Source organism: Providencia sp. PROV201 (assembly GCF_028479545.1).
Classification (GTDB): Bacteria; Pseudomonadota; Gammaproteobacteria; order Enterobacterales; family Enterobacteriaceae; genus Providencia; species Providencia huaxiensis.
On sequence record NZ_JAMPNW010000001.1, the window covers coordinates 54,003 to 77,922 of the forward strand.

Below are 23,920 nucleotides of genomic sequence, written 5' to 3' on the forward strand. Positions count from 1 at the left end.
TTGCTTATTCCTCTTCTTGGCAGCCTAACCAGCCTTCACGTCCGGGGAATGGTGCCCTCACCACACGCCCTTTTGGCAATGAATTCAAATCATCTGGCAGTAATTCACTTAATGTACAGAATTGGATTTCTTCTTGAGTAATTCGTTCCAATAATTGTGAAAATTGTTCCGATTTGGACATTCCTTCCACTTCTGTGTGGATAGTATAAACTGGAACGCCTTGATCTTCTTTAATTGCTTGAAGAATAAAATCATTAAATGCGTCATCACTCACGACTGTTCCTACAACTTCATCGTAAGTCGGCAGTGTGACAGGGATTTGAACTGTCCCAAGTGAGTCATCGGCTAAAATTGGCCTAAATGGATATTTACCACGACAATCACTATTGTAGTCAAAATTAAACATTTGTTTAACTTCTAACACTCGCTCATCACCTCGCCAACCAGCAACGGCCGAACAAGTCACACGATGCCCAATGGCTTGCTCTAACGCATCAACACCTAACTTAACTTGCTCAGTCAGCTGTGATTTGCTCCATTTGGCAACTTTAGCCTGCCAACCTTGATGATCCCATGCATGTAAGCCAACTTCATGGCCAGCATCCAAAGTTTGTTTCATCAAGTAGCCTAAATCCTTAGCAATTTTTTTACCCGGCCATGCTGTGCCCGCTAATAAGATATCTAACCCATAAAGGGATGCTGCGTTCGACCTAAGCATTTTCCACAGAAATTTAGGACGCAAAAGGCGCCATAAATGGCGCCCCATATTATCGGGTCCTACACTGAAGAAAAAGCTGGCCTGAATATTATGCTCTTTGAGCACTTTGAGTAACTGTGGAACCCCTTTTAAAGTACCTTGGTAGGTGTCCACATCAATTCTCAAGCCAACTTTTTTCATTAGTCTTTATTACCTAACTCTTCAACTGCACCTTGTAAGAAGAAATCTAATGTTTCTTCAATGGTATCTTTCATATCGATAGTTGGAACCCAATCAAGTAAACGACGTGCATTTTCAACACTTGGTTTACGGTGTTCAACATCTTGATACCCTTGGCCATAATAGCTGCTGCTTTCGATTTCACGGAAGCCCGCAAATGGAGGGAATTTTCCACGTTGTGGGTGTTTTTCGAAGCTTTCCAACAACATTTCTGCTAATTCACGAATACTCGCTTCATTTGTTGGATTACCGATATTGATGATCTGGCCATCACATTTACCATCTTTATTTTCGATGATACGGAACAATGCTTCGATACCGTCTTTAATATCTGTAAAGCAACGTTTTTGTGCGCCACCGTCAACCAGTTTAATTGGCGAGCCTTCAACTAAGTTTAGAATTAACTGAGTAATAGCGCGTGAGCTACCAATACGTGCAGAATTCAAGCTATCTAAGCGAGGTCCCATCCAGTTGAATGGACGGAATAAGGTGAATTTCAAACCTTCTTTCGCACCGTATGCCCAAATCACTCGGTCAAGTAATTGTTTAGAAACTGAGTAAATCCAACGTTGTTTATTGATTGGACCAACAATTAAACGTGACTCATCTTCATCAAACTCTTTATCATCACACATACCATAAACTTCAGATGTCGATGGGAAGATGATACGTTTGTTATATTTCACGCAGTAACGTACAACTTTCAAGTTTTCTTCAAAGTCTAATTCGAAAACGCGTAGTGGGTTACGGGTATATTCAATTGGCGTCGCAATCGCAACCAGAGGGAGAATAACATCACATTTTTTGATGTGGTATTCAATCCATTCTGTATGGATGCTAACGTCACCTTCAATAAAGTGGAAACGTGGGTTACCAATGAAACGCTCAATTGCAGAAGAGCCGATATCCATACCATAGATATCGTAGTTACCATCTTTTAACAGGCGTTCTGTTAAATGGTTACCAATAAAGCCATTCACACCTAAAATAAGAACACGTGTGCGACGCTTAACTTGTGCTGTTGGTTTCGCACCAACGCGGACATCAGTCACAATCCCCATTTCGTTAGCAAGGCGGTTACCTTGCATATATAAACCGGTCTCACTTTGACCGCTAACAACTTCGATAGCACCTTGGCCACAAGCGATACGCAGTGGGTCACTCGAAAGTACCGTACCTGCCGGTTTACCTTGGTTGTCATCTAAAACGCGTGCGCGCCAAATAACCATTTTACGTGCACCTAAATAAGTGAACGCACCTGGATAAGGTTCAGTCACTGCACGAATCAAGCAGTTAACTTCTTTTGCGCTGTTGTTCCAGTTAATCAAGCCATCTTCAGCGGTACGACGACCAAAGTACGTTGCTTGGCTTTCATCTTGTGCAACGGCTTTGTAACTACCTGCTTCGATTAATGGCAGTGTTTTATCCAATAAAACTTCCGCTGCTTCACGGACTTTCGCATGTAAAGTCAGGCTAGTGTCTGTATCGGTAATAACCACTTTTTCTTGAGCAATGATATCGCCAGCATCTGCCTTAGCGACCATTTTATGTAAGGTTACACCTGTTTCGCTTTCACCTTTTAATAATGCCCAATTAATAGGTGCACGGCCGCGATATTTAGGTAGCAATGAGCCATGTAGATTAAACGCACCTTTAGGCGCGATAGCTAACAGCTCTTCACTTAACATATCACGATAGTAGAAAGAGAAAATGACATCGGGTTTCATTTCGCGAATACGTTCAATCCACAATGGGTGATTAACGTTTTCAGGCGCAAAAACAGGAAGTTCCATGTCAGCACTTAAACGCGCAACTGAGGAGTAAAAGTGGTTTTCATTTGGGTCATCAGTGTGTGTAAACACTGCTTGGATATCAAAACCTGCTTTTTCAAGCGCTTTTAGCCCTACGCAGCCAATATCATGATAGGCAAAAACAATAGCTTTCATTAGTCTTCTTCCTGATTTTTGTCGGATTTCGCATCTGCTCCAACGACTTTTTGAATAAAATAACGAGGTCTCGCGCGCACATCATTGTAGATCCTACCGATGTATTCGCCCAGTAGCCCCATGGCAACAAATTGCGCACCAATAAACATAAAGAGTACTGCAAACAGAGTGAATACGCCATCTGCAGCCCACTCTGCGCCAAAAATTAAACGCAATGCAATTAACAATACCGCTAATAAAAAACCGCCAATCGCGATAACACTTCCGACAACACTCAATAAACGCAGTGGTGCCGTAGTTAGGCAAGTTAATAAGTCATACATTAAATTAATCAGCTTCATAAAGCTGTATTTAGAATCACCAAACTCACGTTCTGCATGCGCTACATCAATTTCAATGGTTCTACGTGCAAATGTATTTGCTAAAATAGGAATAAATGTACTTCTTTCATGGCACTGCAACATCGCTTGAATGATATGACGACGGTATGCACGAAGCATACAACCGTAATCGCCCATTGAACGCCCAGTTGCTTTCGTGATCATCGCATTAATCATTTTAGAGGCTGTTTTGCGAAACCAAGAGTCTTGGCGATTCGCACGGCGCGTACCAACTACATCATAACCTTGCATTGCAGTTTGGACTAAACGTGGGATTTCCTCTGGTGGATTTTGTAAGTCTGCATCCAAAGTAATCACTAAGTCGCCATCAGCTTGGTTAAAGCCCGCCATAATAGCAGAATGTTGACCGTAATTGCGGTTTAAAATAATTGCAATGACGTGGTTGTCAGGATTTTCCGCTGCTTCTGTAAGCATTTGTGCTGAACGATCGCTACTACCATCATCAACTAGAATTAATTCATAGGATTGAGTTAATTGTTTACATGACTTAATAGTACGTTCCAATAACTGTGGTAAGCTCTGCTCTTCATTATAGACAGGGATTACTACTGAGACTTTTTTAATCTCATCAAATTCATCTGCGTGTGACACTATTTTGACTCCAAAAGAACTGCTTCTACAGCTTTAACAACCCGTTCAACATCTGCATCAGTCATATCGGGAAATAAAGGTAACGAACACAATGTGGCGCTATTCCATGTTGATTCTGGTAAAACTAATTCAGGATATTTTTCGCGATAATATTTTTGAGTATGTGCAGCGCGAAAATGCAACCCTGTTCCAATATCATGCTCTTTCAATTTTTCCATGAATGTATCGCGATCAATGCCACATTCGGCTTTATCAACACGTACCATAAATAAGTGATTCGCATGTAAATGTGAGTAACTAGGGACACTCAACATTTGTAAAGGGGAGTTTTTCAGTAACTCACGATAACGAGCCGTAAGCTCAGCACGACGCTGATTCAATTGCTCTACTCGTGATAACTGCACTACGGCTATTGCGGCATGGATATCAGACAAATTATATTTAAAACCGGGCTCAACAACTTCAGCTTGTGGTTTGCGGCCTTGCATTTGCCTATCAAATGCGTCAACGCCTAGGCCGTGGAATTTAAGTGTGCGCACACGCTGAGCAAGCTCATCGTCGTCTGTTGCAACTAACCCACCTTCCGCACAGGTCACGTTTTTAATCGCGTGAAATGAGAAAATAGACGTTCCCTTTTCACCAATCCACTCGTTTTTATATCGTGTACCAACGGCATGCGCAGCGTCTTCGATTAAAGCCACACCCGCTTTTTGAGCAATTAAGCGTAACGCGTCTAAATCACAAGGTGCCCCAGCATAGTGTACTGGAATAATTGCTTTGGTTTTTTCCGTTAACGCATTTTCCACCGCTTCAGGTTGGATCATCAGTGTGTCGCGATCAACATCAATCATGACAGGTGTTGCCCCAAGCAACTCAATCATATTGATTGTTGACACCCAAGTTTGAGAAGGTGTAATAACTTCATCACCAGGACCAATACCCAATGCCATTAATACAACATGCATACCTGCTGTTGCTGATGACAATGCAATTGCATGTTTGCAGCCATAGCGCTTACAAAAATCGTCTTCTAGCTGATGATTCTGTGGGCCCGTTGTTATCCAGCCTGAACGCAGAACGTTTTCTACTGCTTTGACCTCTTCATCACCAATTGCCGGTTTTGAAAATGGTAAGAAATTGCTCATATTGTTTATAGCCTAGTTTTCATTGTGAATAGAATATTCTAGTTAATTATACTTTAACCGAACCTCAACACCTGCAAACATTGCGGTATTATCACGCAAAAAGGTGTGATACAAACAACTCATTGCGCATCGACTAAATTTATAACCTGCCATACTCGGTGAGATGTGCTGTGCGCTAACTTAATTTCAGACATAAATATGTCAGATAATTTTTTTTCTGTCATGACGCACTCTGGTTTCCCTATTGCAACTAACTGCCCTTGTTTCATCATCCAAATACAAGATGCATTTTTATACGAATGACTAAGGTCATGACCACTCATTATAACGGTTCCTAAGCAATCACAAAAATATTTAATCCATTTATCAAGCATTGATTGCTGAATAATGTCTAAATTATTGGTTGGCTCATCCAATAATATAAATTTTCCTTCGCATTGCTGGCTGTCCCAGACCTGCAAAAATGCAGCTATAATTCGAACTCTCTGCCATTCTCCACCAGAAAGTTGGCTAATAGGCTTACTTAATAGTGATGTGAGTTGAAAGTCTGTACATAATCGTTCAAAAATACCTGTAGAAAATATAGTGTTAGGCGAAAACAGGCCAACATATTGAAAAACTTTAAGTATAGGGGGGGAGTTAACCAATTGTGAAAGATAAGCACGTTGTTGGCTCAATTGAGCAATACGATACTGCCGTATACTTTTTCCACCTATTAAAATATCGCCATCCACAGGTAAATAGCCACTTATTGCAGCTAACAATGTGCTTTTCCCCGCACCATTAGCACCCAATAGATGAATTTGTTGTCCAGCCAGCACTTGAGTTGAAACATTAACTAGTCGAGTATCGATGGTAATATTTTTAATATCAATAATCAGTTTATTATCCATCACTTTTACCGCCATTGTTGGTGACGAATTAACAAGAAAATAAATATCGGTGCCCCTAGCGTTGCCGTAATAACACCAATAGGAACTTCAGCATTGGCAATTAATAACCGAGACAGTAAATCTGCAGTTAATAACCCTAACGCCCCCGCCACAGCAGAACCAATTAATAATACGCGGTTATCTGTTAAACCGCTTAATCTCAATACATGAGGAATAACTAAACCAATAAAACTTATTGCCCCTGCTATCGCCACACTAAGACCAATTAATACACCACTAATAATAATTAATATAACGCGCCATTTATGAATTGAGATACCTAATTGATAGGCTTGTACCGTTCCCAATGAAAGATAATTTAGTATATTTCCTTGAAAAAGTGCCCAAATTAAAAATGGTAAACAGCCAATAACAAGGCCAATTTGATGCCAACCAATCCCACTAAAACTTCCCATCATCCAATACAATAACTGTCGCAAATCAAGATTACTGCTCATATACACCATCCATGTCATACAGGCACCACTAATCACACCGAGTGCAACACCGACAAGCAATAAACTGGAGTTATTCAAGTTCTTACGACGAGCAAAATAGAGCAATATGGAAGTAAAAAATAGTGCTCCCATAATTGAGCTAATACTTAATAGCCAATAATGCGTCACGCCTGAAGACAATAGTACCGTAAATACCACAGCAACACCCGCACCATTGCTTACTCCCAATAATCCTGGTTCGGCTAATGGGTTCTCAAATAAGGCTTGCATGATAGCGCCTGTGACTGCAAGAGAAGCACCGACAATTATCACGGCTAATAGGCGCGGAAAACGAATTTGCCAAACAAAAAGCTGGGCACTTTCCCCTACCAATTGGTTTGGCCAATACCATATTTCCCCAACACAAAGGTAAAAAACGGATACGATACACAGACTGATAACCACCATAATAATCAAGCGTAAATCTGTTACCTTCTGTATATTTTTCAAACGCTCCAGTTGGTTAGTTATCATGATAATAAATGTTTTTTCATTAGGTTAAGGAATTATAGCTTTTTATGTAAGAGATAGCATATGAATGAATCTAAACTCATTTTGATTTTTTTTACTTTGGAGTAATACATATGATTTTTTCTAAAATAAATAATGATGCAAATACTATACCCCCTAATAAAGCACAATCGTCTGAGCAAAGAAAAAATACGTCTTTTACTCATTCGATAAAGGCCATTAAAAATACAGGAATGAATTTTTTTATATCTACTTATCAAAAATTCACATTCATGCTAAGACATATGTTTGACAAAATTGAGATTATAGATAACCCAGTATACGTTAAAAATACTACAAGCTTACCACTATCTGTCAATAACCCCCCCCTTGCCAACTCTGTAAATCAACATCTTGTGCCAACTCATACTGAGCAGCCCCAGAAATACAGCGAACTTAAAATAAGTAATTTGTCAAACCATAGCTCAGTTAAAAAAGAGGCTTGTGATGCCGAAAGGATCTACTTAAAAAATCAGAAATTAATCAACCAGTATCCTGACGTACCCGAGGATAAAAAAACAGAATTTCATTCCATGAATACGATGATTTTTGATTTACTAAGTAGCCCGACACATATTAAACAAGAAGGTATCTTCAGGAAGAGCGGTGCTAGTACTAAGATATCTAATCTTTTAGTGAAACTCACCAATAACCCAAGCTTTAGTCAACAAGCACTAGAAGATAATCACTTGACGCAAGATGAACTTACTGGTGCGATTAAAGCATTACGAAACAAAATATTAATCAAGCAGCCAAATGAAGAACACAAACTTAAAGAATTAATAAATAAATATAAGGAATCAATCCATCAAGAAAATGAAACAAAAGAACATGTTAAAAATATGGCGCCGAACAAGCGAGATAAAATTTTACGGATAGCCAAAAACAATGCGGATGAAAGATTACCTGAGCAGCAAGAACTACCATTGCATCTACAAATTTGTATGCCACTGTTTGTTAAAATTGCTATGCATTCAAAAGAAAACAAAATGGAACCAGAGAATATTGCCATAGCTATTGGCGGAGGGTTGTCATCAAATAAAAGAACAGCTGATGAAGAAAATAATTTCAATAAATTAAGTAAAGCGAAACAAACTACATTCATGATGGAAGAAAAAGCTCTTCATGATTACGCGAATAAACTTCTTACGACGCTAATAGATAGAGAACTAAAACAATTTGTGTGACCCAAAAACAAAAGACCGCCTAGGCGGTCTTTTTTCATATCAAACGATATAATTACTCTTTCGGCGTTGCTTTTTCTACACGGCTTTTTAATTTTTGGCCTGGGCGGAAAGTAACAACACGGCGTGCAGTAATTGGAATATCTTCCCCAGTTTTTGGGTTACGTCCGGGACGTTGATTTTTATCACGTAAATCAAAGTTACCGAATCCAGATAATTTTACTTGCTCACCATTTTCTAAGGAAAGGCGAACCTCTTCAAAGAAAGTTTCGACAAGGTCTTTAGCATCACGTTTGCTAACACCCAGTTTTTCAAACAAATTTTCTGACATTTCAGCTTTAGTAAGCGCCATAGGTTTAGTCCCTCAAGGAGGCTTGGAATCGCTGTTTTAACGCAGCAATACACAGATCAACGGTAGCAGTGATCTCTTCTTCTTCCATAGTACGCTGGGTATCCTGGAAGACAAGACTGATAGCAAGGCTCTTATAGCCATCTGCTATTCCTTCACCACAGTACACATCAAATAAGTTTATGCCAACTATATGATTTATGCCAACTTTTTTACACTCTGCTAAAACTTCAGCAGCAGCCACATCTTCTGGCACGACAACAGCGATGTCACGGCGGTTCGATGGATAGCGCGAAATCGCCTTAGCTTCAGGAATAACACGTTGTGCTATCGCATCACTACGAACCTCAAACACCACCGTACGACCATTTAAATCGAGTTTGCGTTCTAATTCTGGGTGAACCACACCAATAAAGCCAATGTGTTCATTTTCCAGATAAATCCCAGCACTTTGACCTGGATGCAATGCAGGATGTGCCTCAGATTTAAATGTAATTTGATTTAGTTTCCCAGTCAATTCAAAAACAGCTTCAAGATCACCTTTTAAGTCAAAGAAGTCAACAACTTGTTTATCTAATGACCAATGTTCTTCAAATCTATTGCCTGTAATCACCCCTGCAAGCATTGGTTCCTGACGGATCCCATATTCTGCTTGATTATCAGGAATAAAGCGCAGACCTGTCTCAAATAAACGAATTCTATTTTGCTGACGATTCTGATTATAGACAACGGTTCCTAATAAACCAGTCAGTAACGATAAACGCATCGCTGACATATCAACAGAAATCGGGTTAGGTAAAAGCAACGCATCTTGTTGTGGGTGCAGTAAAGCTTGAACTTTAGGGTCAACAAAACTATAAGTGATTGCTTCTTGATAACCACGGTCAACTAACATTGCTTTAATACGTTTTAAAGGTAGGTTAGCTTCTTTGTGATTAGTCATGGTCAAATCAGCACGTAATGGCACATCAGGGATGCTGTTATAACCATAAACACGAGCGACTTCTTCCACTAAGTCTTCTTCGATTTGCATATCGAAGCGCCAACTTGGGGCGACAACATCCCATGTATTAGCAGAAACAGTGACTTTGCACCCTAAACGCGTCAAAATATCAGTAACTAACTCATCTTCAATAAAGTGACCAATCAAACGGTCTAATTTATTGCGCGTCAGTTTAATATTTGCGGCTTTTGGTAAATGCTGTTCACTGGTTACATCAATAATTTCACCGACTTCACCACCACAAATCTCAACAATTAGCGCAGTAGCACGTTCAATCGCTTTAAACTGTAATTGAGGGTCAACACCACGCTCAAAACGGTGAGATGCATCTGTGTGCAAACCGTAGTTACGTGCGCGACCTGTGATCGATAATGGGTCGAAGAATGCACACTCTAATAAAATATTTTTGGTTTCCGTATTAACACCTGAGTGTTCACCGCCAAAAATACCTGCAATCCCCAGTGCTTTTGATTCATCAGCAATCACTAATGTGTCTGATTTTAACGTTGCTTCACTGCCATCAAGGAGAACCAGTTTCTCCCCTTCTTTTGCCATGCGAGCAACAATAGCACCATCTAAACGGTCTAGATCATAAGCGTGTTGAGGCTGACCCAATTCTAATAAGACGTAGTTGGTAATATCCACAACCGCGTCAATAGAACGGACGCCACCACGGCGCAACTTTTCTTTCATCCACAATGGCGTTGGCGCTGACACATCAATATTTTTGATCACACGGCCTAAGAAACGTGGGCACGCATTAGGTGCTTCTACTCGAATTGGGAAAGTGTCTTTTGTGGTCACGGATACTGTATTAATAGCAGGCTCATTCAACGCTAATTTATTAATAACAGCGACATCACGTGCAACCCCAAGAATACTTAAGCAATCTGCACGGTTAGGTGTAATGCTGATTTCAATCGCATTATCATCAAGTTTTAGATATTCACGAATATCGGTACCGATAGTGGCATCTAGAGGCAATTCAATAATTCCGCTGTGGTCATCAGAAATACCCAGCTCAGAATAAGAACACAGCATACCTTCAGAAGGCTCGCCACGTAGTTTTGCCGCTTTAATTTTAAAATCACCCGGTAATACCGCACCAACCGTTGCAACAGCAACTTTTAGGCCTTGACGGCAGTTTGGTGCACCACAGACGATATCTAATAAACGCTCACCGCCTACGTTAACTTTTGTAACGCGCAGTTTGTCTGCATTTGGGTGTTGACCACACTCAACCACTTCACCAACAACAACGCCGTGAAATTGGCCAGCAACTGCATCTACACCATCAACTTCCAAACCCGCCATCGTGATTTGGTCTGATAATGCTTCACTACTGATCGCCGGGTTTACCCATTCGCGTAACCATAGTTCACTGAATTTCATGAGATAGACCCGCCTTATTTAAACTGTTTGAGGAAACGAAGATCATTTTCAAAGAATGCACGTAGGTCAGAAACACCGTAACGTAGCATTGTTAAGCGCTCCATCCCCATACCAAAGGCAAATCCAGAGTAGACTTCAGGGTCAATACCTACATTACGCAATACATTTGGATGAACCATTCCGCAGCCTAATACTTCTAACCATTTACCATTTTTACCCATAACATCAACTTCCGCTGAAGGTTCGGTGAATGGGAAATATGATGGTCGAAAACGTACTTGAACTTCCTCTTCAAAGAAGTTATTCAAGAAATCATGCAATGTGCCTTTTAGATTGGTAAAGCTGATATCTTTATCAACAATCAGGCCTTCTGTTTGATGGAACATAGGTGTATGCGTTTGGTCGTAATCATTACGATATACACGACCCGGGGCAATGATACGAATCGGTGGTTGTTGACCATTCATTGTACGGATTTGTACACCTGATGTTTGCGTACGCAATAAGCGTTTTGCATCAAACCAAAAAGTATCGTGGTCTGCACGCGCAGGGTGGTGAGCAGGGATATTTAGCGCATCAAAGTTATGGTAGTCATCTTCGATTTCTGGGCCTGTTTCAACAGAGAAACCTAATTCGCCAAAAAATTCTTCAATTCGCTGAATTGTACGGGTCACTGGGTGTAACCCACCATTTTCCATTCGACGCCCTGGTAATGACACGTCAATTTTTTCTGATACCAGACGTGCATTAAGGATTTCAGCTTGCATCGCGTCCTTACGGGCGTTCAGAGCATCTTGAACCTGTACTTTAGCTTCATTTATCACAGCCCCTGCTGCTGGACGTTCCTCAGCAGGCAGTTCACGCAACGTTTTCATCTGTAGTGTGAAATGGCCGCTCTTGCCTAAATATTCAACACGCACTGATTCCAACGTAGCAACATCTTGGGCCTGTTCAATGGCTGCTTTTGCCTGTGCAACCAACTCAGCGAGATGTGGCATTGTTTCCCCTTTATGACCAATTGGTCTTTTTGCTAGTTATTCACTATATATATTAAGCTTCACATTCCATTTGGTAATGAATGAATACTTAACTGATTTTACTTTACTTAATCTAAAACTAGAAACAAAAAAGCCTCCCTAAGGAGGCTTTAGCGTAATCTTTCATTTCTTCTTTCTATTTACGCGCAAAAGCCCCCGATATTCAGGTGCTAAAGTAAAAAAAGAAACGAAAAATAACAGAATGCATGTAACTAACTCTCAATAACTGACTGTATCTAAAGTATTAACACAAATAACTATAAATGAAAAGAGGAAGTTACCCTCCTCTTATCAAGCAAACAATTAAGCTAAAGCGCCTTTCGCTTTTTCTACTAAAGCAGTGAATGCTGCTTTATCGAAAACTGCGATGTCTGCTAAGATCTTACGGTCGATTTCAATTGAAGCTTTTTTCAAGCCATTGATGAAACGGCTGTAAGACAGACCGTTCTGACGAGCCGCAGCGTTGATACGTGCGATCCACAGTTGACGGAACTGACGTTTACGTTGACGGCGGTCACGGTAAGCGTATTGACCAGCTTTAATTACCGCCTGAAACGCTACGCGGTAAACACGTGAACGTGCACCATAGTAACCTTTCGCCTGCTTCAGAATTTTTTTGTGACGTGCACGTGCGATTACACCACGTTTTGCGCGAGCCATAGCTATCTCCTATCGTCTTTTATCTTAATTAACTAAATTGTTTACTTATGCGTAAGGCAGGCAGGCTACTACCAGACCCAGATCGCCCTTAGATACCATTCCTTTCGGACGTAAATGGCGTTTACGCTTAGTTGACTTTTTAGTCAGAATATGACGAAGGTTTGCATGCTTACGCTTAAAGCCACCGCCTGCAGTTTTTTTAAAGCGCTTTGCTGCGCCACGTACAGTTTTAATCTTTGGCATTTCTTTTATTTCCAACTTCGCATTGTGATTAACTACGAATTAATTAGGCGAATAACATCTATATTGCTATAAACGAATATTACTTGCAGGCCTAATTATTTCTTCTTCGGTGCCAGCACCATGATCATCTGACGTCCTTCAATTCTTGAAGGGAAAGATTCCACGGATGCCAGCTCTTCCAGATCAGCTTTGATGCGGTTAAGCATTTCCAGACCGATCTGCTGGTGAGCCATTTCACGACCGCGAAAACGCAGCGTAACTTTAGCTTTATCACCATCTTCTAGAAAGCGAGTCAGGTTGCGTAGTTTGACCTGATAATCACCTTCATCTGTACCAGGGCGGAATTTAATTTCCTTCACCTGAACAACTTTTTGTTTCTTTTTTTGCTCTTTTTGAGATTTGCTCTTCTCATAAAGGAATTTGCCGTAATCCATGATACGACAAACTGGCGGTTCAGCATTTGGGCTGATTTCAACGAGGTCTACACCTGCTTCTTCAGCTTTTTCAAGCGCTTCGCGTGCGCTCATGATGCCTAACTGTTCACCGTCTAAACCTGTTAAACGGACCTCTGGAACACGAATTTCATCATTGATACGATTTGGACGTGTTGTTGGGATTCTTTTTCCGCCTTTAATACTTCATTCCTCCAATTGGATAAAGAGATTTGCTTCTCTCAAGCAAATACACCCGTCACTCAATAGTTACTACTTGACGCATGTACGATATTCTTAGTTTGCCCTAATGCGCTATGCGCTGACAAAGTGATTCGACCGCGGATTTTAATGCTTCTTGCTGGATTACTCAAGTAATTCTTGCAATAAATCATTCTGAACTGTTTGAAAACTTGGCTTTTGAGGCCAATTATCGCTTTGACACAATTACTTTGATTCATTAATGAAGAAAATAACAAGACGTTAAATATACCGATTACCTTAGCTGGTATGGCATTACTTTCATCAATAATAAAATTTTTCATCACGAATAAAACAGAGAAGCAGCGCCCAAATGAGCGCTGCTAGACTCTAGCAATACTTCGCTATAACCATACTGGCTTAATTATTTTTTCTTTGGTGCCAATACCATGATCATCTGGCGTCCTTCAATCCTTGATGGGAATGATTCAACTGATGCCAGTTCATCCAGATCGGTTTTGATGCGGTTAAGCACTTCTAAGCCAATCTGTTGGTGAGCCATTTCGCGACCACGAAAACGCAGTGTTACTTTAGCTTTGTCACCATCTTCCAAAAAGCGAATTAAACTACGTAGTTTAACTTGGTAGTCGCCTTCGTCTGTTCCTGGACGGAATTTAATTTCCTTCACTTGAACAACTTTTTGTTTTTTCTTTTGTTCTTTTTGAGACTTACTCTTCTCATAAAGATATTTACCGTAGTCCATGATACGACAAACTGGCGGCTCGGCATTTGGGCTGATTTCGACTAAATCGACACCAGCTTCTTCTGCTTTAAAGAGGCCTTCACGCACACTCATTACGCCAAGTTGTTCACCGTCTAAACCAGTGACACGGATTTCTGTTGCGCGAATTTCATCGTTAATACGATTTGGACGCGCTGTTGGGAGTTTTTTTCCGCCTTTAATACCTTATTCCTCCATCTGATTGAGTTGACGACTGCGGATCTCTTCAAGTAGTTTTGTCATGAATTCGTTGACATCAAGGCTACCTAAGTCTTTACCACGACGGGTACGTACAGCAACTTTACCTGATTCAACTTCTTTATCACCACATACTAACATGTAAGGGACGCGACGCAGCGTGTGTTCACGGATCTTAAAGCCGATTTTCTCGTTACGTAAGTCCGCTTTCGCACGAATGCCAACACTTTGCAGCTTGCTAACTAATTCTTGAACATAGTCTGCTTGACTATCAGTAATGTTCATTACGACCACTTGCTGTGGTGCTAACCATGTTGGGAAAAAGCCCGCATACTCTTCTGTTAAGATACCAATGAAGCGTTCTAGTGAACCTAACACTGCACGGTGGATCATCACAGGAACGATACGTTCGTTATTTTCACCTACATAAGAAGCTGTTAAACGGCCTGGCAAGAAGAAGTCTAACTGGACAGTACCACATTGCCATGCACGGTCAAGGCAGTCGTACAGTGTAAACTCGATTTTCGGACCATAAAATGCGCCTTCACCTGGTTGGTATTCAAATTCAATACCTTTTGATTTCAGGGCATTAGCCAAATCTTCTTCCGCTCTGTCCCACATATCGTCAGTACCGATACGTTTTTCAGGGCGAGTTGATAGTTTTACAACAATTTTTTCGAAACCGAAAGTTGCATAAACATCATAAATCATTTCAATACAGCTGGTTACTTCACTTAAGATTTGCTCTTCAGTACAGAAGATATGTGCATCATCCTGAGTAAAGCCACGCACACGCATTAAGCCGTGCAACGCACCTGATGGCTCATTACGGTGACAGCTACCAAATTCTGCCATGCGCAATGGTAAGTCACGATATGATTTCAAACCTTGGTTGAAAATCTGTACGTGACCCGGGCAGTTCATTGGTTTGACACAATATTCACGGTTTTCAGATGAAGTCGTGAACATGGCATCTTTATAGTTATCCCAGTGACCTGTTTTTTCCCATAATACGCGGTCCATCATAAATGGCCCTTTCACTTCCTGATAATTATAGGCCTTCAGTTTAGTGCGTACAAAGGTTTCCAGTTCACGGAAAATTGTCCAACCGTCATTATGCCAGAAAGCCATACCCGGCGCTTCTTCTTGCATATGGTATAAATCTAATTGTTTACCAATTTTACGGTGGTCACGCTTAGCTGCTTCTTCTAAACGTAATAAATAGGCTGCTAATTGTTTTTTATCAGCCCATGCGGTGCCGTAAATACGTTGCAGCATTTTGTTATCGCTGTTACCACGCCAGTATGCGCCAGCCACTTTCTGTAATTTAAAATGGTGGCAAAAACGCATGTTTGGTACGTGTGGACCGCGACACATGTCAACATATTCTTCGTGATGATATAAACCTGGGCGGTCATCTTGACTAATATTTTGATCTAAAATTTCAACTTTATAGTCTTCGCCACGGGCAACGAAAGTTTCACGAGCTTCGCTCCAAGAAACACGTTTTTTCACCACCTCATAATCTGTTTTGGCAAGCTCAAGCATACGCTTTTCAAGCTTTTCCAAGTCTTCCTGCGTCAGCATGTGGTCTAAATCGACATCATAGTAAAAACCATTGTCGATAGTAGGACCAATCGCCATTTTCGTATTTGGCCATAATTGCTTGATGGCATGGCCTAACAGGTGAGCACAAGAGTGACGAATAATTTCGAGTCCGTCTTCATCCTTGCTCGTAATAATGGACACGTTTGCATCATGTTCAATTATTTCACATGCATCAACACGTTCACCATTAATTCGACCCGCGATACAGGCTTTAGCTAAACCCGCTCCGATGTCACGAGCAACATCCATCACTGAAACGGGATGGTCAAACTGACGCTGACTTCCATCAGGAAGAGTAATAACAGGCATTAAAAAATCCTTATCAGCAGTGGTGACCCACACGAAAGATCACTTGCTTGATTATTCCAAAGTTATAAATCAATACGTTACTAACGATTTCTCACTTCACTATGCAAGATATGTACACAAATATGGGCAGCTTAAGCGCCCTATTTCGTTACATCGTGAGTAACTCAACTACTAATGATAACACAGACCTATTTTATGGCGATAGCGTAATGCCGCTAATTGTTATTCTTCATCTGAAAAATCAACACCTTCCCGATTAAATGGCGAATAAGCTATCTAATGCAGGAAATAGTTTCTCTTTTTTCGCGAAAGAAAGCCGATACCAATGCGATCCACTGGATACGACTAATTCTTTAGTCATTATAGCCAACGTCGTGTCTGCTTGCGATAACGCTCCCACTCTTCATTGAATTTTTCCGCTAAAAATCGCTCTTCTTGCGGAATAGTGTACAAGTCGGTAATTAACCAAAAGACCAAACCCGCTATCAAGAAATAAGAAGAGTGCGAGAAGAAAGCTAAAGCCAAGCTCATTGATGTGAAAGCTAAATACATTGGATTACGTGAAAATCGGTAAGGCCCGTTAGTCACTAAATGCGTTGCCTTTACAGTAGGATTTGGTGATGTTTTATGTTTATAAAAATAATAAAGGCTTGTCGCGACCCAACTGACACTTTCAAGTGCCACTAAGATACCTAAGATCCCCATCCAACCAGAAAACGTCCAATCTAAAAGACCTTGCTTGGAAAGAAAATATACAGCTACCCCATTAGCGACTAACCAATTCAATAATGGTAATTTAAATATATTCATCATGTTACCTACAAGCCAAAATGATGCTATTAACATACCATAAATGAATATATAAATTTGAGTGGAGGAACATATAGAGGAATGATATTAACGACAAAAATAATTAGTTATTGGGACTTAAGGAAAACACACTCTTTAAACCTTCTAGTTTACTATATTCTTGCTGGCAAACTAAATTTCGCACATCACTGGGCATAGAATCAATTCTGGTTTGAATATTGGCAAGTTGTTCATCTAAGCTATTCATTCCCTTAACATCAACAATGTCCTGATTCACTTTAAGATAATCCGTAAAACTTTGCAGGTTATCCTCTAAGCTATTACAAATATCATTACTGGCTAAACCCTGCGGTAAAATAGCACTGAGCGATGTTGGTAAGGCTTGGGATATATTCGGATAAATACTTTGCTTCCACTGCTGAGGAAAAACGATTAGTAACATGGCGGCTGCCAAAACTAATAGCATAGACGCCCCGGCTAATGTCGCTATAAGTTTTTTCATTCTTTTTCCTATTACTCAAAATTAACTGAAAATAGGATATACAACTCTGCGTAAAGCTATTTTTAAAATTAAAAATCCTTTGTAAAGAAATCCATGACTTTTTTAATAAAATTTCATTTCTTCATACGGTTTTTCTTGGCAGCTCTTTAAGCGTTGTAATAAACCGCCTACATGTAATTCTAATTTGTGGCCATCTGGATCAAGAAAATAAAAAGAATCTCCTTCACTTTTATTTTCTTTCCAGACAATGACATTCGCTTGCATTAGCCAATCAACAACGATAAGAAAGTCTTTCGCATCAACGTTAAAGGCATAGTGTGTGTAATCCGTTTTTTCTGGGGACGAGAATTGGCGAGTTGTATCTAATGATAGACATAACCATAAATCGCCACAGGATATATAGGCGCCCTTTTTCCAACTCGCATGTAACTTCATACCAAGTAGTGATTGATAAAAACCAATACTTTTATCCAAATCAGTTACAGCTAACGTTAAGTGGTTGATTCCGTTTAACATATTTTTTTACTCTTTGGTTGCCTATTACATTGAATTCTTTTAATGAATTTACATAAATTATCAGTAAATAACATTGCAGCAGATATACTACATTCCATATCAACTTAAAGACAACCTGTTACGAAATGCCCTTAACCTTTTTATCCCCCTATAAAAAGGTTTTTTTTTGCCTGTAAAAATTGAATACTTTTACCACAACTCAATATCCCATTGTTATTTAATAAATAAAGTAAGTTATTCACAGATGAAGGCCATTGTTATCCACAGTTAATGTGAACAACTCCAATTATCTTCAAGCTAATAAATGATAGTTGATATTAATTCTTACCCATCAGTACTGTAATCGTCCCCTTTCATAAAGTATCCCTCTAGCTATAAATGCTAACCTACAGATCTATAAGAAATTTTGCTATCATTTGAGATAAGGTGTTTTATTTACATTAATCAGGAGCTTGAATCAAACTTCCATGACAAATTTTTTTGAACTATTTCAAGCCGTTGGTATTGGTCTTGTGCTACTACTTCCTCTTGCCAACCCTTTAACTGCTATTGCGGTCATGTTAAGTATTTCTGCTAATATGACAAAAGAGCAGCGTGACCATCAATCATTATTGGCTTCTATTTATGTGTTCGCAATTATGACTATCGCTTTTTATGCAGGCCAGTTAGTTATGAATACATTTGGAATATCAATACCAGGTCTTAGAATTGCAGGTGGGTTAATTGTGGCATTTATTGGCTTTGGCATGCTGTTTCCTAGCAGTGATGTTGGGGAAGACCCGACTACCAATGCCCTTGATGACCCGAATGTTCCCAAAAAACGCCAAGAATCCCCTAGTATTGCTTTTGTTCCCCTTGCGATGCCGAGTACTGCTGGCCCAGGCACTATCGCCATGATCATCAGCTCCACTGCATCATTACAAGGTAATGTTAGTTTCGCTCCATGGGTTTTAAAAGTCGCCCCCGTTATCACCTTTTTTATTGCAAGCTTTATCGTTTGGATTGGTTTAAAAGGCGCAACTTCGATTATGAGGTGGTTAGGTAATAGCGGTATTGATGCAATCGCTCGGGTGATGGGGTTCTTATTAATCTGTATGGGAGTGCAATTTGTTATCAACGGCATTGTTGAAATTGTCGCGCAGCTCCCATATTTAATGAAGGAATATCAATAAGACATCGCTAATGCATTGTAAGCATTTTTAACTTTCCACAAATAGCGTGGGGCTTGCGGTGCAGGATGCTTTGTTTGTACGTGTTGATAAAATTCTTCCGGCGATAAGCTGTTAATCATTGCAATCGCCCGGCCTTTATCATTATCAAATGTTCTTAATAATGCCCCCGCCCCGTTCACATAAGCGACAACCGTTGCATAATATAATGTCTGAGGGTGGCTAATTCCAGCAAGATGTTGCTCCTTTAAAATACGAATATAAGTTGTACCAATATCAATATTTTTTTGTGGATCTTTTAAGTCACGAGAACTCGGCTCCCCCGACTTTCCCTGATAACGATATGCGTCACGCCCCGCTGTCGAAGCTTTAATCTGCATCAAACCTATTGCATTTGATTTACTGACAACTTCAGGCCTAAAGTTGGATTCGACCTCAATAATGGCCCTAATTAAAGCTTCATCAACACTGTAACGAGCCGCAGACTCACGAATAAACTCATCAAAAGGCGTTCTTGGGAATGTCGTATTTTGTGCTGTTACAGGCCCTGTAGGCTCTAGCATCCGCTGTTTTGTTACAGGCCTATCTGGCTCGCTTGAACAACCTGCAAGTAGCAGTAGCGCAAAAGTGCCGCCAATTATTTTTTTCACTGTCGAATCCTCTACGATGGAAGCCGATGGCAGAATAACTAATCCTAAGAAAAATAAAATAATTTTTACTTAACTTTTACTTCAGGACGTGTTTTAGTCATACAAATAACCATGGGACTTAGAAGCCCATAATGACGAATGATGCTATTCCACATTTTTTATGTTTATTTTCCTCAATTGATATTGATAATCATTATCAATTGAGATATAAAATATAATTGTTATAAACCTTAACAACTGTATGTTAAAAAACGCTAAACCAATAATATCAGGGTCAACTTTTATGAAGAAGAACGTATCTCGATTATCTGCACCTTTACTAACCAGTATGTTTGCTTTGATAGCAGTCATCTTTTTTAGTCAGCCGGCTTTTGCTAAAAAATTTAAAGTCGTTACCACTTTTACCATTATCCAAGATATCGCTCAAAATGTAGCTGGAGATGCGGCAATTGTCGAGTCTATAACGAAGCCTGGAGCAGAAATCCACGGTTATCAACCGACGCCTAAAGATATTATGAAAGCCTATGACGCAGATTTAATCTTATGGAATGGGATGAATTTGGAAGTTTGGTTCCAACGTTTCTTTGAAAACTTTAAGAATGTCCCTGCTGTCGTAGTCACTGAAGGTATTGAGCCAATGCCAATCCGTGAAGGTGAGTATAAAGACAACCCGAACCCACATGCCTGGATGTCTCCTGCTAATGCTAAAATTTATATTGAAAATATTCGCCAAGCTCTAGTTAAATATGATCCTGAAAATGCAGAAACATATAATGCCAATGCGAAAAAATATGCGCAGCAAATTGCAGAGCTTGATACCCCTTTACGTGAACGCTTAAACCGTATTCCAGAAAATGAACGTTGGTTAGTCTCAAGTGAAGGCGCATTTAGCTATTTAACGAAAGATTACGGCTTTAAAGAAGTCTATTTATGGCCAATCAATGCAGAAGAGCAAGGCTCTCCTCAACAAGTGAAAAAAGTGATTGATACTGTCCGCAAATACAACATCCCTGTGGTATTCAGTGAAAGTACAATTTCTGATAAGCCTGCTCGCCAAGTCAGTAAAGAAACCGGGGCAAAATACGGCGGCATATTATATGTTGACTCATTATCAACTGCCGATGGCCCAGTACCAACCTATATAGATCTTTTAAATACGACTGTAGACACGATAGCGAAAGGATTTTCACAGTAATATGAATCATTCAAGTCAATTCGAACACCCGAATCTTATCGTCGATGATGCGACTGTAACATATAATAATGGTCACACCGCTATCTACGACGCAAGCTTTACTATCTCTGGTGGCTCTATTTGTGCCTTAGTTGGCGTAAATGGCAGTGGCAAATCAACGCTATTTAAAACCATTATGGGGCTTGTCACCCCATCTTCAGGCAGTGTGACATTAAATGATCAGCCAATAAAAACGGCACTGAAAGAAAACGTGATTGCATACGTCCCACAAACGGAAGAAGTTGACTGGAACTTCCCCGTTCTCGTTTCTGATGTTGTGATGATGGGGCGTTATGGCAAAATGGGTTTTTTTCGCATCCCTAAACAAGCCGATAAAGATGCGGTCAAAATGGCATTAGAACGGGTTGACCTTGCAGGGCTTGAACATCGCCAAATAGGCGAGCTTTCAGGTGGCCAGAAAAAACGGGTTTTTTTAGCTCGAGCGCTCGCACAAGAAGGTAAAGTTTTACTCCTTGATGAACCCTTTACTGGGGTTGATGTTAAAACTGAAAATGCCATTATAGACCTACTGCGTAGTTTGCGTGACGAAGGCCATCTGATCCTCGTTTCAACTCATAACTTGGGTAGTGTGCCTGAGTTTTGCGACCATGTTATCTTAATCAATCGCACGGTGTTAGCCAGTGGCCCAACCGAAACCACGTTTACACAGCGTAATCTACAAAACGCGTTTGGTGGTGTATTGCGTCATATTAACCTGTCAGGTCAAGAGCTTCATGACGACGATGACCCACGCTCTGTCACCGTCATTACCGATGATGAAAGAGCGGCTGTATTCTATGGTCATGACCATGATGCTCCCGTTCGAAAAAACCAAGCTAAGGGTTCCGAATGATTGAGATGTTATTACAGCCCTTTGAATACGATTTCATGATAAAAGCCATTTGGGTCAGCGCCATTGTTGGTGCTGTCTGTGCATTTTTATCAGCGTATTTGATGCTAAAAGGCTGGTCATTAATGGGAGATGCGCTCTCCCACTCCGTTGTCCCTGGGGTGGCTGGTGCTTATGCTTTAGGTTTACCCTATGCGGCAGGCGCCTTTTTTACCGGGATCCTTGCAGCACTTGCCATGACATTAATAAAACATCTAACTCGTTTGCGTGAAGATGCTGTTATTGGCTTTATATTTTCTACTTTTTTTGCGGCAGGTTTGTTGATCGTTTCATTGAACCCAACATCTGTGAATGTACAAAGTATTATTTTTGGTAATATTTTAGGTATTGCGGATTCTGACGTATTACAAGTAGAAATTATTATCGGCGTTTCATTTATTATTCTGTTGTGTTTATGGAAAGATTTATTAGCCGTTTTTTTCGATGAAAGTCACGCACGGTCAATTGGCTTGAATCCATTACGCCTAAAAATAATTTTCTTCACATTATTAAGTGCTTGTACCGTTGCTGCCTTGCAAACAGTTGGCGCTATTCTTGTTATCGCAATGGTCGTCACGCCAGGTGCAACCGCCTATTTATTAACTGACCAATTTAAACGCTTACTCATTATCTCCGTCACAATTGGCACCGTAACCAGTGCTGTTGGCGCTTATATCAGTTATTTCCTTAATGGTGCTACAGGAGGGTTAATTGTCACCCTACAAACCATTATTTTCCTGCTAGCATTTTTCTTTGCGCCTAAACACGGTATTTTTGCCTCAAAACGTAAAGCAAAAAAGGAAGTAGCTCGGCTGCATCAATCACACCAACAAGGAGCATCTCATGAGTGATTTCATTGACTTATTGATGGCTCCGTTTGCATTTCCTTTTATGCAAAAAGCTTTGATCACCGCAATTGTGAGTGGGACTGTGTGTGCCATTTTATCGTGCTTTTTAGTATTAAAAGGGTGGTCACTCATGGGAGATGCTATTTCCCACGCAGTGTTACCCGGGATCATCATTGCCTCTTTATTAGGTATTCCCTTGGCTATTGGTGCGTTTGCCTCTGGCTTATTCTGCGCTGTCGCAACGGGGTATTTAAAAGAAAATAGTCGGATAAAAGAAGATACCGTAATGGGTATCGTCTTTTCAGGAATGTTTGCTATTGGCTTGGTGATGTTTGCTAAAATAGATACCGAGCAGCACCTTACGCATATTTTATTTGGTGATATTTTAGGGATCACGGATAGCGAGTTTAAGCAAATTCTGTTATTTGCTGGGGTAACTATTGCAATTATCTTACTGAAACGTAAAGATTTCATGCTGTATTGTTTTGATCCAAACCAAGCCCGTGTGATTGGCCTACCCGTCAAACTGATCCATTATGGTTTACTGTCTTTACTTGCATTAACCATTGTCGCTTCACTGCAAGCGGTTGGGATCATTTTAGTTATTGCCATGCTGATCTCACCGGGGATTATTGCATTTGTTCTATGTCGGAGCTTCGGCAAAATGCTCGTCGTCGCCATCATCGCTTCGGTAACATCGAGTGTTATTGGGACTATCCTGAGTTTTCACATCAATGCGACAACCGGGCCAACCATAGTCGTTACTCAAGCGGTTTATTTCGTAATAGCCCTGCTCTATAGCAAGCTAGTACTGGCACGTAAAAGAAGTCAAACAAACCCACAAAGTATGCATACCGCATAATAAATGGCAGACATAACAAAAAAGCTGAATTCGCGCCTAACGAATTCAGCTTTTTATTTTAAATAATTTCCTAATATGCGACTAA

Annotated in this window: 25 protein-coding genes and 1 other annotated feature; of the genes, 6 read left to right on the plus strand and 19 right to left on the minus strand. The window is 40.3% G+C overall.

Translation table 11 applies throughout. The features are described from left to right. Positions 1-4: 4 nt before the first annotated feature. The 6 genes from arnD to btuC form a co-directional block, all read right to left on the minus strand. A complete protein-coding gene (gene arnD, locus PR809_RS00255) occupies positions 5-898 on the minus strand; it encodes a 4-deoxy-4-formamido-L-arabinose-phosphoundecaprenol deformylase (RefSeq protein WP_166265307.1) in 894 nt (297 codons plus the stop codon). Beyond that, positions 898-2,883 carry a bifunctional UDP-4-amino-4-deoxy-L-arabinose formyltransferase/UDP-glucuronic acid oxidase ArnA gene (gene arnA, locus PR809_RS00260; protein ID WP_102140637.1) on the minus strand — a complete coding sequence of 662 codons (1,986 nt, stop codon included), beginning with the start codon at positions 2,881-2,883 and terminating at the stop codon, positions 898-900. The genes arnD and arnA overlap by 1 nt, the downstream gene beginning before the upstream one ends. After that, positions 2,883-3,875 (minus strand): undecaprenyl-phosphate 4-deoxy-4-formamido-L-arabinose transferase, encoded by a 993-nt coding sequence (arnC, locus tag PR809_RS00265; protein ID WP_102140636.1) that lies wholly within the window; start codon positions 3,873-3,875, stop codon positions 2,883-2,885. Before arnC ends, arnA begins: the two co-directional genes overlap by 1 nt. Beyond that, on the minus strand, positions 3,875-5,020 hold the full coding sequence (gene arnB, locus PR809_RS00270) for a UDP-4-amino-4-deoxy-L-arabinose aminotransferase (RefSeq protein ID WP_102140635.1): 1,146 nt from the start codon (positions 5,018-5,020) through the stop codon (positions 3,875-3,877). Before arnB ends, arnC begins: the two co-directional genes overlap by 1 nt. Positions 5,021-5,139: 119 nt before the next feature. After that, a complete protein-coding gene (locus PR809_RS00275) occupies positions 5,140-5,913 on the minus strand; it encodes a vitamin B12 ABC transporter ATP-binding protein BtuD (protein ID WP_229597570.1) in 774 nt (257 codons plus the stop codon). Positions 5,914-5,918: 5 nt separating this feature from the next. After that, complete coding sequence (gene btuC / locus PR809_RS00280; RefSeq protein ID WP_272524432.1) at positions 5,919-6,920, minus strand: vitamin B12 ABC transporter permease BtuC; 1,002 nt, start codon at positions 6,918-6,920, stop codon at positions 5,919-5,921. Between the two features lie 113 nt (positions 6,921-7,033). Here btuC and PR809_RS00285 point away from each other — a divergent pair, with 113 nt between their 5' ends. Further along, the gene (locus PR809_RS00285; protein ID WP_206275858.1) at positions 7,034-8,146 is read left to right on the plus strand and encodes a RhoGAP domain-containing protein; all 1,113 of its coding nucleotides are present in this window, start codon (positions 7,034-7,036) and stop codon (positions 8,144-8,146) included. 52 nt (positions 8,147-8,198) lie between these two features. Here the strand turns inward: PR809_RS00285 and ihfA are convergent, their stop codons facing one another. The 12 genes from ihfA to fos form a co-directional block, all read right to left on the minus strand. Beyond that, entirely contained in the window at positions 8,199-8,495 is a 297-nt protein-coding gene (ihfA, locus tag PR809_RS00290) for an integration host factor subunit alpha (protein ID WP_004263721.1), read from the minus strand. 4 nt (positions 8,496-8,499) lie between these two features. Then, entirely contained in the window at positions 8,500-10,887 is a 2,388-nt protein-coding gene (gene pheT, locus PR809_RS00295) for a phenylalanine--tRNA ligase subunit beta (protein ID WP_102139208.1), read from the minus strand. A 14-nt stretch (positions 10,888-10,901) separates the two neighbouring features. Then, positions 10,902-11,885: a phenylalanine--tRNA ligase subunit alpha gene (gene pheS / locus PR809_RS00300; protein WP_102139209.1), complete on the minus strand. Its 984-nt coding sequence runs from the start codon at positions 11,883-11,885 to the stop codon at positions 10,902-10,904. 123 nt (positions 11,886-12,008) lie between these two features. Continuing rightward, positions 12,009-12,138: a sequence feature (Phe leader region), on the minus strand. Next, on the minus strand, positions 12,088-12,132 hold the full coding sequence (gene pheM, locus PR809_RS20100; RefSeq protein ID WP_136134757.1) for a pheST operon leader peptide PheM: 45 nt from the start codon (positions 12,130-12,132) through the stop codon (positions 12,088-12,090). It overlaps the preceding feature by 45 nt. A gap of 89 nt (positions 12,139-12,227) precedes the next feature. Next, the gene (rplT, locus tag PR809_RS00305) at positions 12,228-12,584 is read right to left on the minus strand and encodes a 50S ribosomal protein L20 (RefSeq protein ID WP_004263714.1); all 357 of its coding nucleotides are present in this window, start codon (positions 12,582-12,584) and stop codon (positions 12,228-12,230) included. A 45-nt stretch (positions 12,585-12,629) separates the two neighbouring features. After that, positions 12,630-12,827, minus strand: a complete 198-nt coding sequence (rpmI, locus tag PR809_RS00310) for a 50S ribosomal protein L35 (protein WP_004263702.1) — start codon at positions 12,825-12,827, stop codon at positions 12,630-12,632. Between the two features lie 95 nt (positions 12,828-12,922). Further along, positions 12,923-13,462: a translation initiation factor IF-3 gene (gene infC, locus PR809_RS00315; protein WP_071524539.1), complete on the minus strand. Its 540-nt coding sequence runs from the start codon at positions 13,460-13,462 to the stop codon at positions 12,923-12,925. A 421-nt stretch (positions 13,463-13,883) separates the two neighbouring features. Then, positions 13,884-14,423 carry a translation initiation factor IF-3 gene (gene infC, locus PR809_RS00320; protein WP_102139210.1) on the minus strand — a complete coding sequence of 180 codons (540 nt, stop codon included), beginning with the start codon at positions 14,421-14,423 and terminating at the stop codon, positions 13,884-13,886. A gap of 3 nt (positions 14,424-14,426) precedes the next feature. Then, on the minus strand, positions 14,427-16,355 hold the full coding sequence (gene thrS / locus PR809_RS00325) for a threonine--tRNA ligase (RefSeq protein ID WP_102139211.1): 1,929 nt from the start codon (positions 16,353-16,355) through the stop codon (positions 14,427-14,429). Between the two features lie 360 nt (positions 16,356-16,715). Continuing rightward, on the minus strand, positions 16,716-17,165 hold the full coding sequence (locus tag PR809_RS00330) for a methyltransferase family protein (protein ID WP_102139212.1): 450 nt from the start codon (positions 17,163-17,165) through the stop codon (positions 16,716-16,718). Between the two features lie 103 nt (positions 17,166-17,268). Then, positions 17,269-17,667, minus strand: coding sequence for a hypothetical protein (locus tag PR809_RS00335; protein WP_102139213.1), 399 nt, complete (start codon positions 17,665-17,667; stop codon positions 17,269-17,271). Between the two features lie 102 nt (positions 17,668-17,769). Next, positions 17,770-18,183, minus strand: a complete 414-nt coding sequence (fos, locus tag PR809_RS00340; RefSeq protein ID WP_206275859.1) for a fosfomycin resistance glutathione transferase — start codon at positions 18,181-18,183, stop codon at positions 17,770-17,772. Between the two features lie 467 nt (positions 18,184-18,650). Here fos and PR809_RS00345 point away from each other — a divergent pair, with 467 nt between their 5' ends. Next, positions 18,651-19,355: a MarC family NAAT transporter gene (locus tag PR809_RS00345; RefSeq protein ID WP_102139215.1), complete on the plus strand. Its 705-nt coding sequence runs from the start codon at positions 18,651-18,653 to the stop codon at positions 19,353-19,355. Here the strand turns inward: PR809_RS00345 and PR809_RS00350 are convergent. Next, entirely contained in the window at positions 19,349-20,002 is a 654-nt protein-coding gene (locus tag PR809_RS00350) for a transglycosylase SLT domain-containing protein (protein WP_102139216.1), read from the minus strand. The genes PR809_RS00345 and PR809_RS00350 overlap by 7 nt on opposite strands. Positions 20,003-20,285: 283 nt before the next feature. Here PR809_RS00350 and PR809_RS00355 point away from each other — a divergent pair, with 283 nt between their 5' ends. Genes PR809_RS00355 through PR809_RS00370 form a run of 4 tightly spaced genes read left to right on the plus strand, consistent with a single transcriptional unit; the run spans position 20,286 to position 23,835 of the window. After that, positions 20,286-21,197 carry a metal ABC transporter substrate-binding protein gene (locus tag PR809_RS00355; RefSeq protein ID WP_206275860.1) on the plus strand — a complete coding sequence of 304 codons (912 nt, stop codon included), beginning with the start codon at positions 20,286-20,288 and terminating at the stop codon, positions 21,195-21,197. A gap of 1 nt (position 21,198) precedes the next feature. Beyond that, complete coding sequence (locus tag PR809_RS00360; RefSeq protein WP_102139218.1) at positions 21,199-22,089, plus strand: manganese/iron ABC transporter ATP-binding protein; 891 nt, start codon at positions 21,199-21,201, stop codon at positions 22,087-22,089. After that, positions 22,086-22,976, plus strand: coding sequence for a metal ABC transporter permease (locus PR809_RS00365; protein ID WP_102139219.1), 891 nt, complete (start codon positions 22,086-22,088; stop codon positions 22,974-22,976). Before PR809_RS00360 ends, PR809_RS00365 begins: the two co-directional genes overlap by 4 nt. Next, entirely contained in the window at positions 22,969-23,835 is an 867-nt protein-coding gene (locus PR809_RS00370; RefSeq protein ID WP_096863947.1) for a metal ABC transporter permease, read from the plus strand. The genes PR809_RS00365 and PR809_RS00370 overlap by 8 nt, the downstream gene beginning before the upstream one ends. The last annotated feature ends 85 nt before the right edge of the window (positions 23,836-23,920 follow it).

What these genes read in the sequence shown, in the direction of transcription:
- pheS (WP_102139209.1), bottom strand. Translation starts at nt 11,885, where the DNA reads ATGCCACATCTCGCTGAGTTGGTTGCACAGGCAAAAGCAGCCATTGAA.
- arnB (WP_102140635.1), bottom strand. Translation starts at nt 5,020, where the DNA reads ATGAGCAATTTCTTACCATTTTCAAAACCGGCAATTGGTGATGAAGAG.
- PR809_RS00370 (WP_096863947.1), top strand. Translation starts at nt 22,969, where the DNA reads ATGAGTGATTTCATTGACTTATTGATGGCTCCGTTTGCATTTCCTTTT.
- PR809_RS00330 (WP_102139212.1), bottom strand. Translation starts at nt 17,165, where the DNA reads ATGAATATATTTAAATTACCATTATTGAATTGGTTAGTCGCTAATGGG.
- arnA (WP_102140637.1), bottom strand. Translation starts at nt 2,883, where the DNA reads ATGAAAGCTATTGTTTTTGCCTATCATGATATTGGCTGCGTAGGGCTA.
- thrS (WP_102139211.1), bottom strand. Translation starts at nt 16,355, where the DNA reads ATGCCTGTTATTACTCTTCCTGATGGAAGTCAGCGTCAGTTTGACCAT.
- PR809_RS00275 (WP_229597570.1), bottom strand. Translation starts at nt 5,913, where the DNA reads ATGGATAATAAACTGATTATTGATATTAAAAATATTACCATCGATACT.
- rplT (WP_004263714.1), bottom strand. Translation starts at nt 12,584, where the DNA reads ATGGCTCGCGCAAAACGTGGTGTAATCGCACGTGCACGTCACAAAAAA.
- fos (WP_206275859.1), bottom strand. Translation starts at nt 18,183, where the DNA reads ATGTTAAACGGAATCAACCACTTAACGTTAGCTGTAACTGATTTGGAT.
- rpmI (WP_004263702.1), bottom strand. Translation starts at nt 12,827, where the DNA reads ATGCCAAAGATTAAAACTGTACGTGGCGCAGCAAAGCGCTTTAAAAAA.
- PR809_RS00345 (WP_102139215.1), top strand. Translation starts at nt 18,651, where the DNA reads ATGACAAATTTTTTTGAACTATTTCAAGCCGTTGGTATTGGTCTTGTG.
- PR809_RS00365 (WP_102139219.1), top strand. Translation starts at nt 22,086, where the DNA reads ATGATTGAGATGTTATTACAGCCCTTTGAATACGATTTCATGATAAAA.
- ihfA (WP_004263721.1), bottom strand. Translation starts at nt 8,495, where the DNA reads ATGGCGCTTACTAAAGCTGAAATGTCAGAAAATTTGTTTGAAAAACTG.
- PR809_RS00355 (WP_206275860.1), top strand. Translation starts at nt 20,286, where the DNA reads ATGAAGAAGAACGTATCTCGATTATCTGCACCTTTACTAACCAGTATG.
- PR809_RS00360 (WP_102139218.1), top strand. Translation starts at nt 21,199, where the DNA reads ATGAATCATTCAAGTCAATTCGAACACCCGAATCTTATCGTCGATGAT.
- pheT (WP_102139208.1), bottom strand. Translation starts at nt 10,887, where the DNA reads ATGAAATTCAGTGAACTATGGTTACGCGAATGGGTAAACCCGGCGATC.
- arnD (WP_166265307.1), bottom strand. Translation starts at nt 898, where the DNA reads ATGAAAAAAGTTGGCTTGAGAATTGATGTGGACACCTACCAAGGTACT.
- PR809_RS00285 (WP_206275858.1), top strand. Translation starts at nt 7,034, where the DNA reads ATGATTTTTTCTAAAATAAATAATGATGCAAATACTATACCCCCTAAT.
- PR809_RS00335 (WP_102139213.1), bottom strand. Translation starts at nt 17,667, where the DNA reads ATGAAAAAACTTATAGCGACATTAGCCGGGGCGTCTATGCTATTAGTT.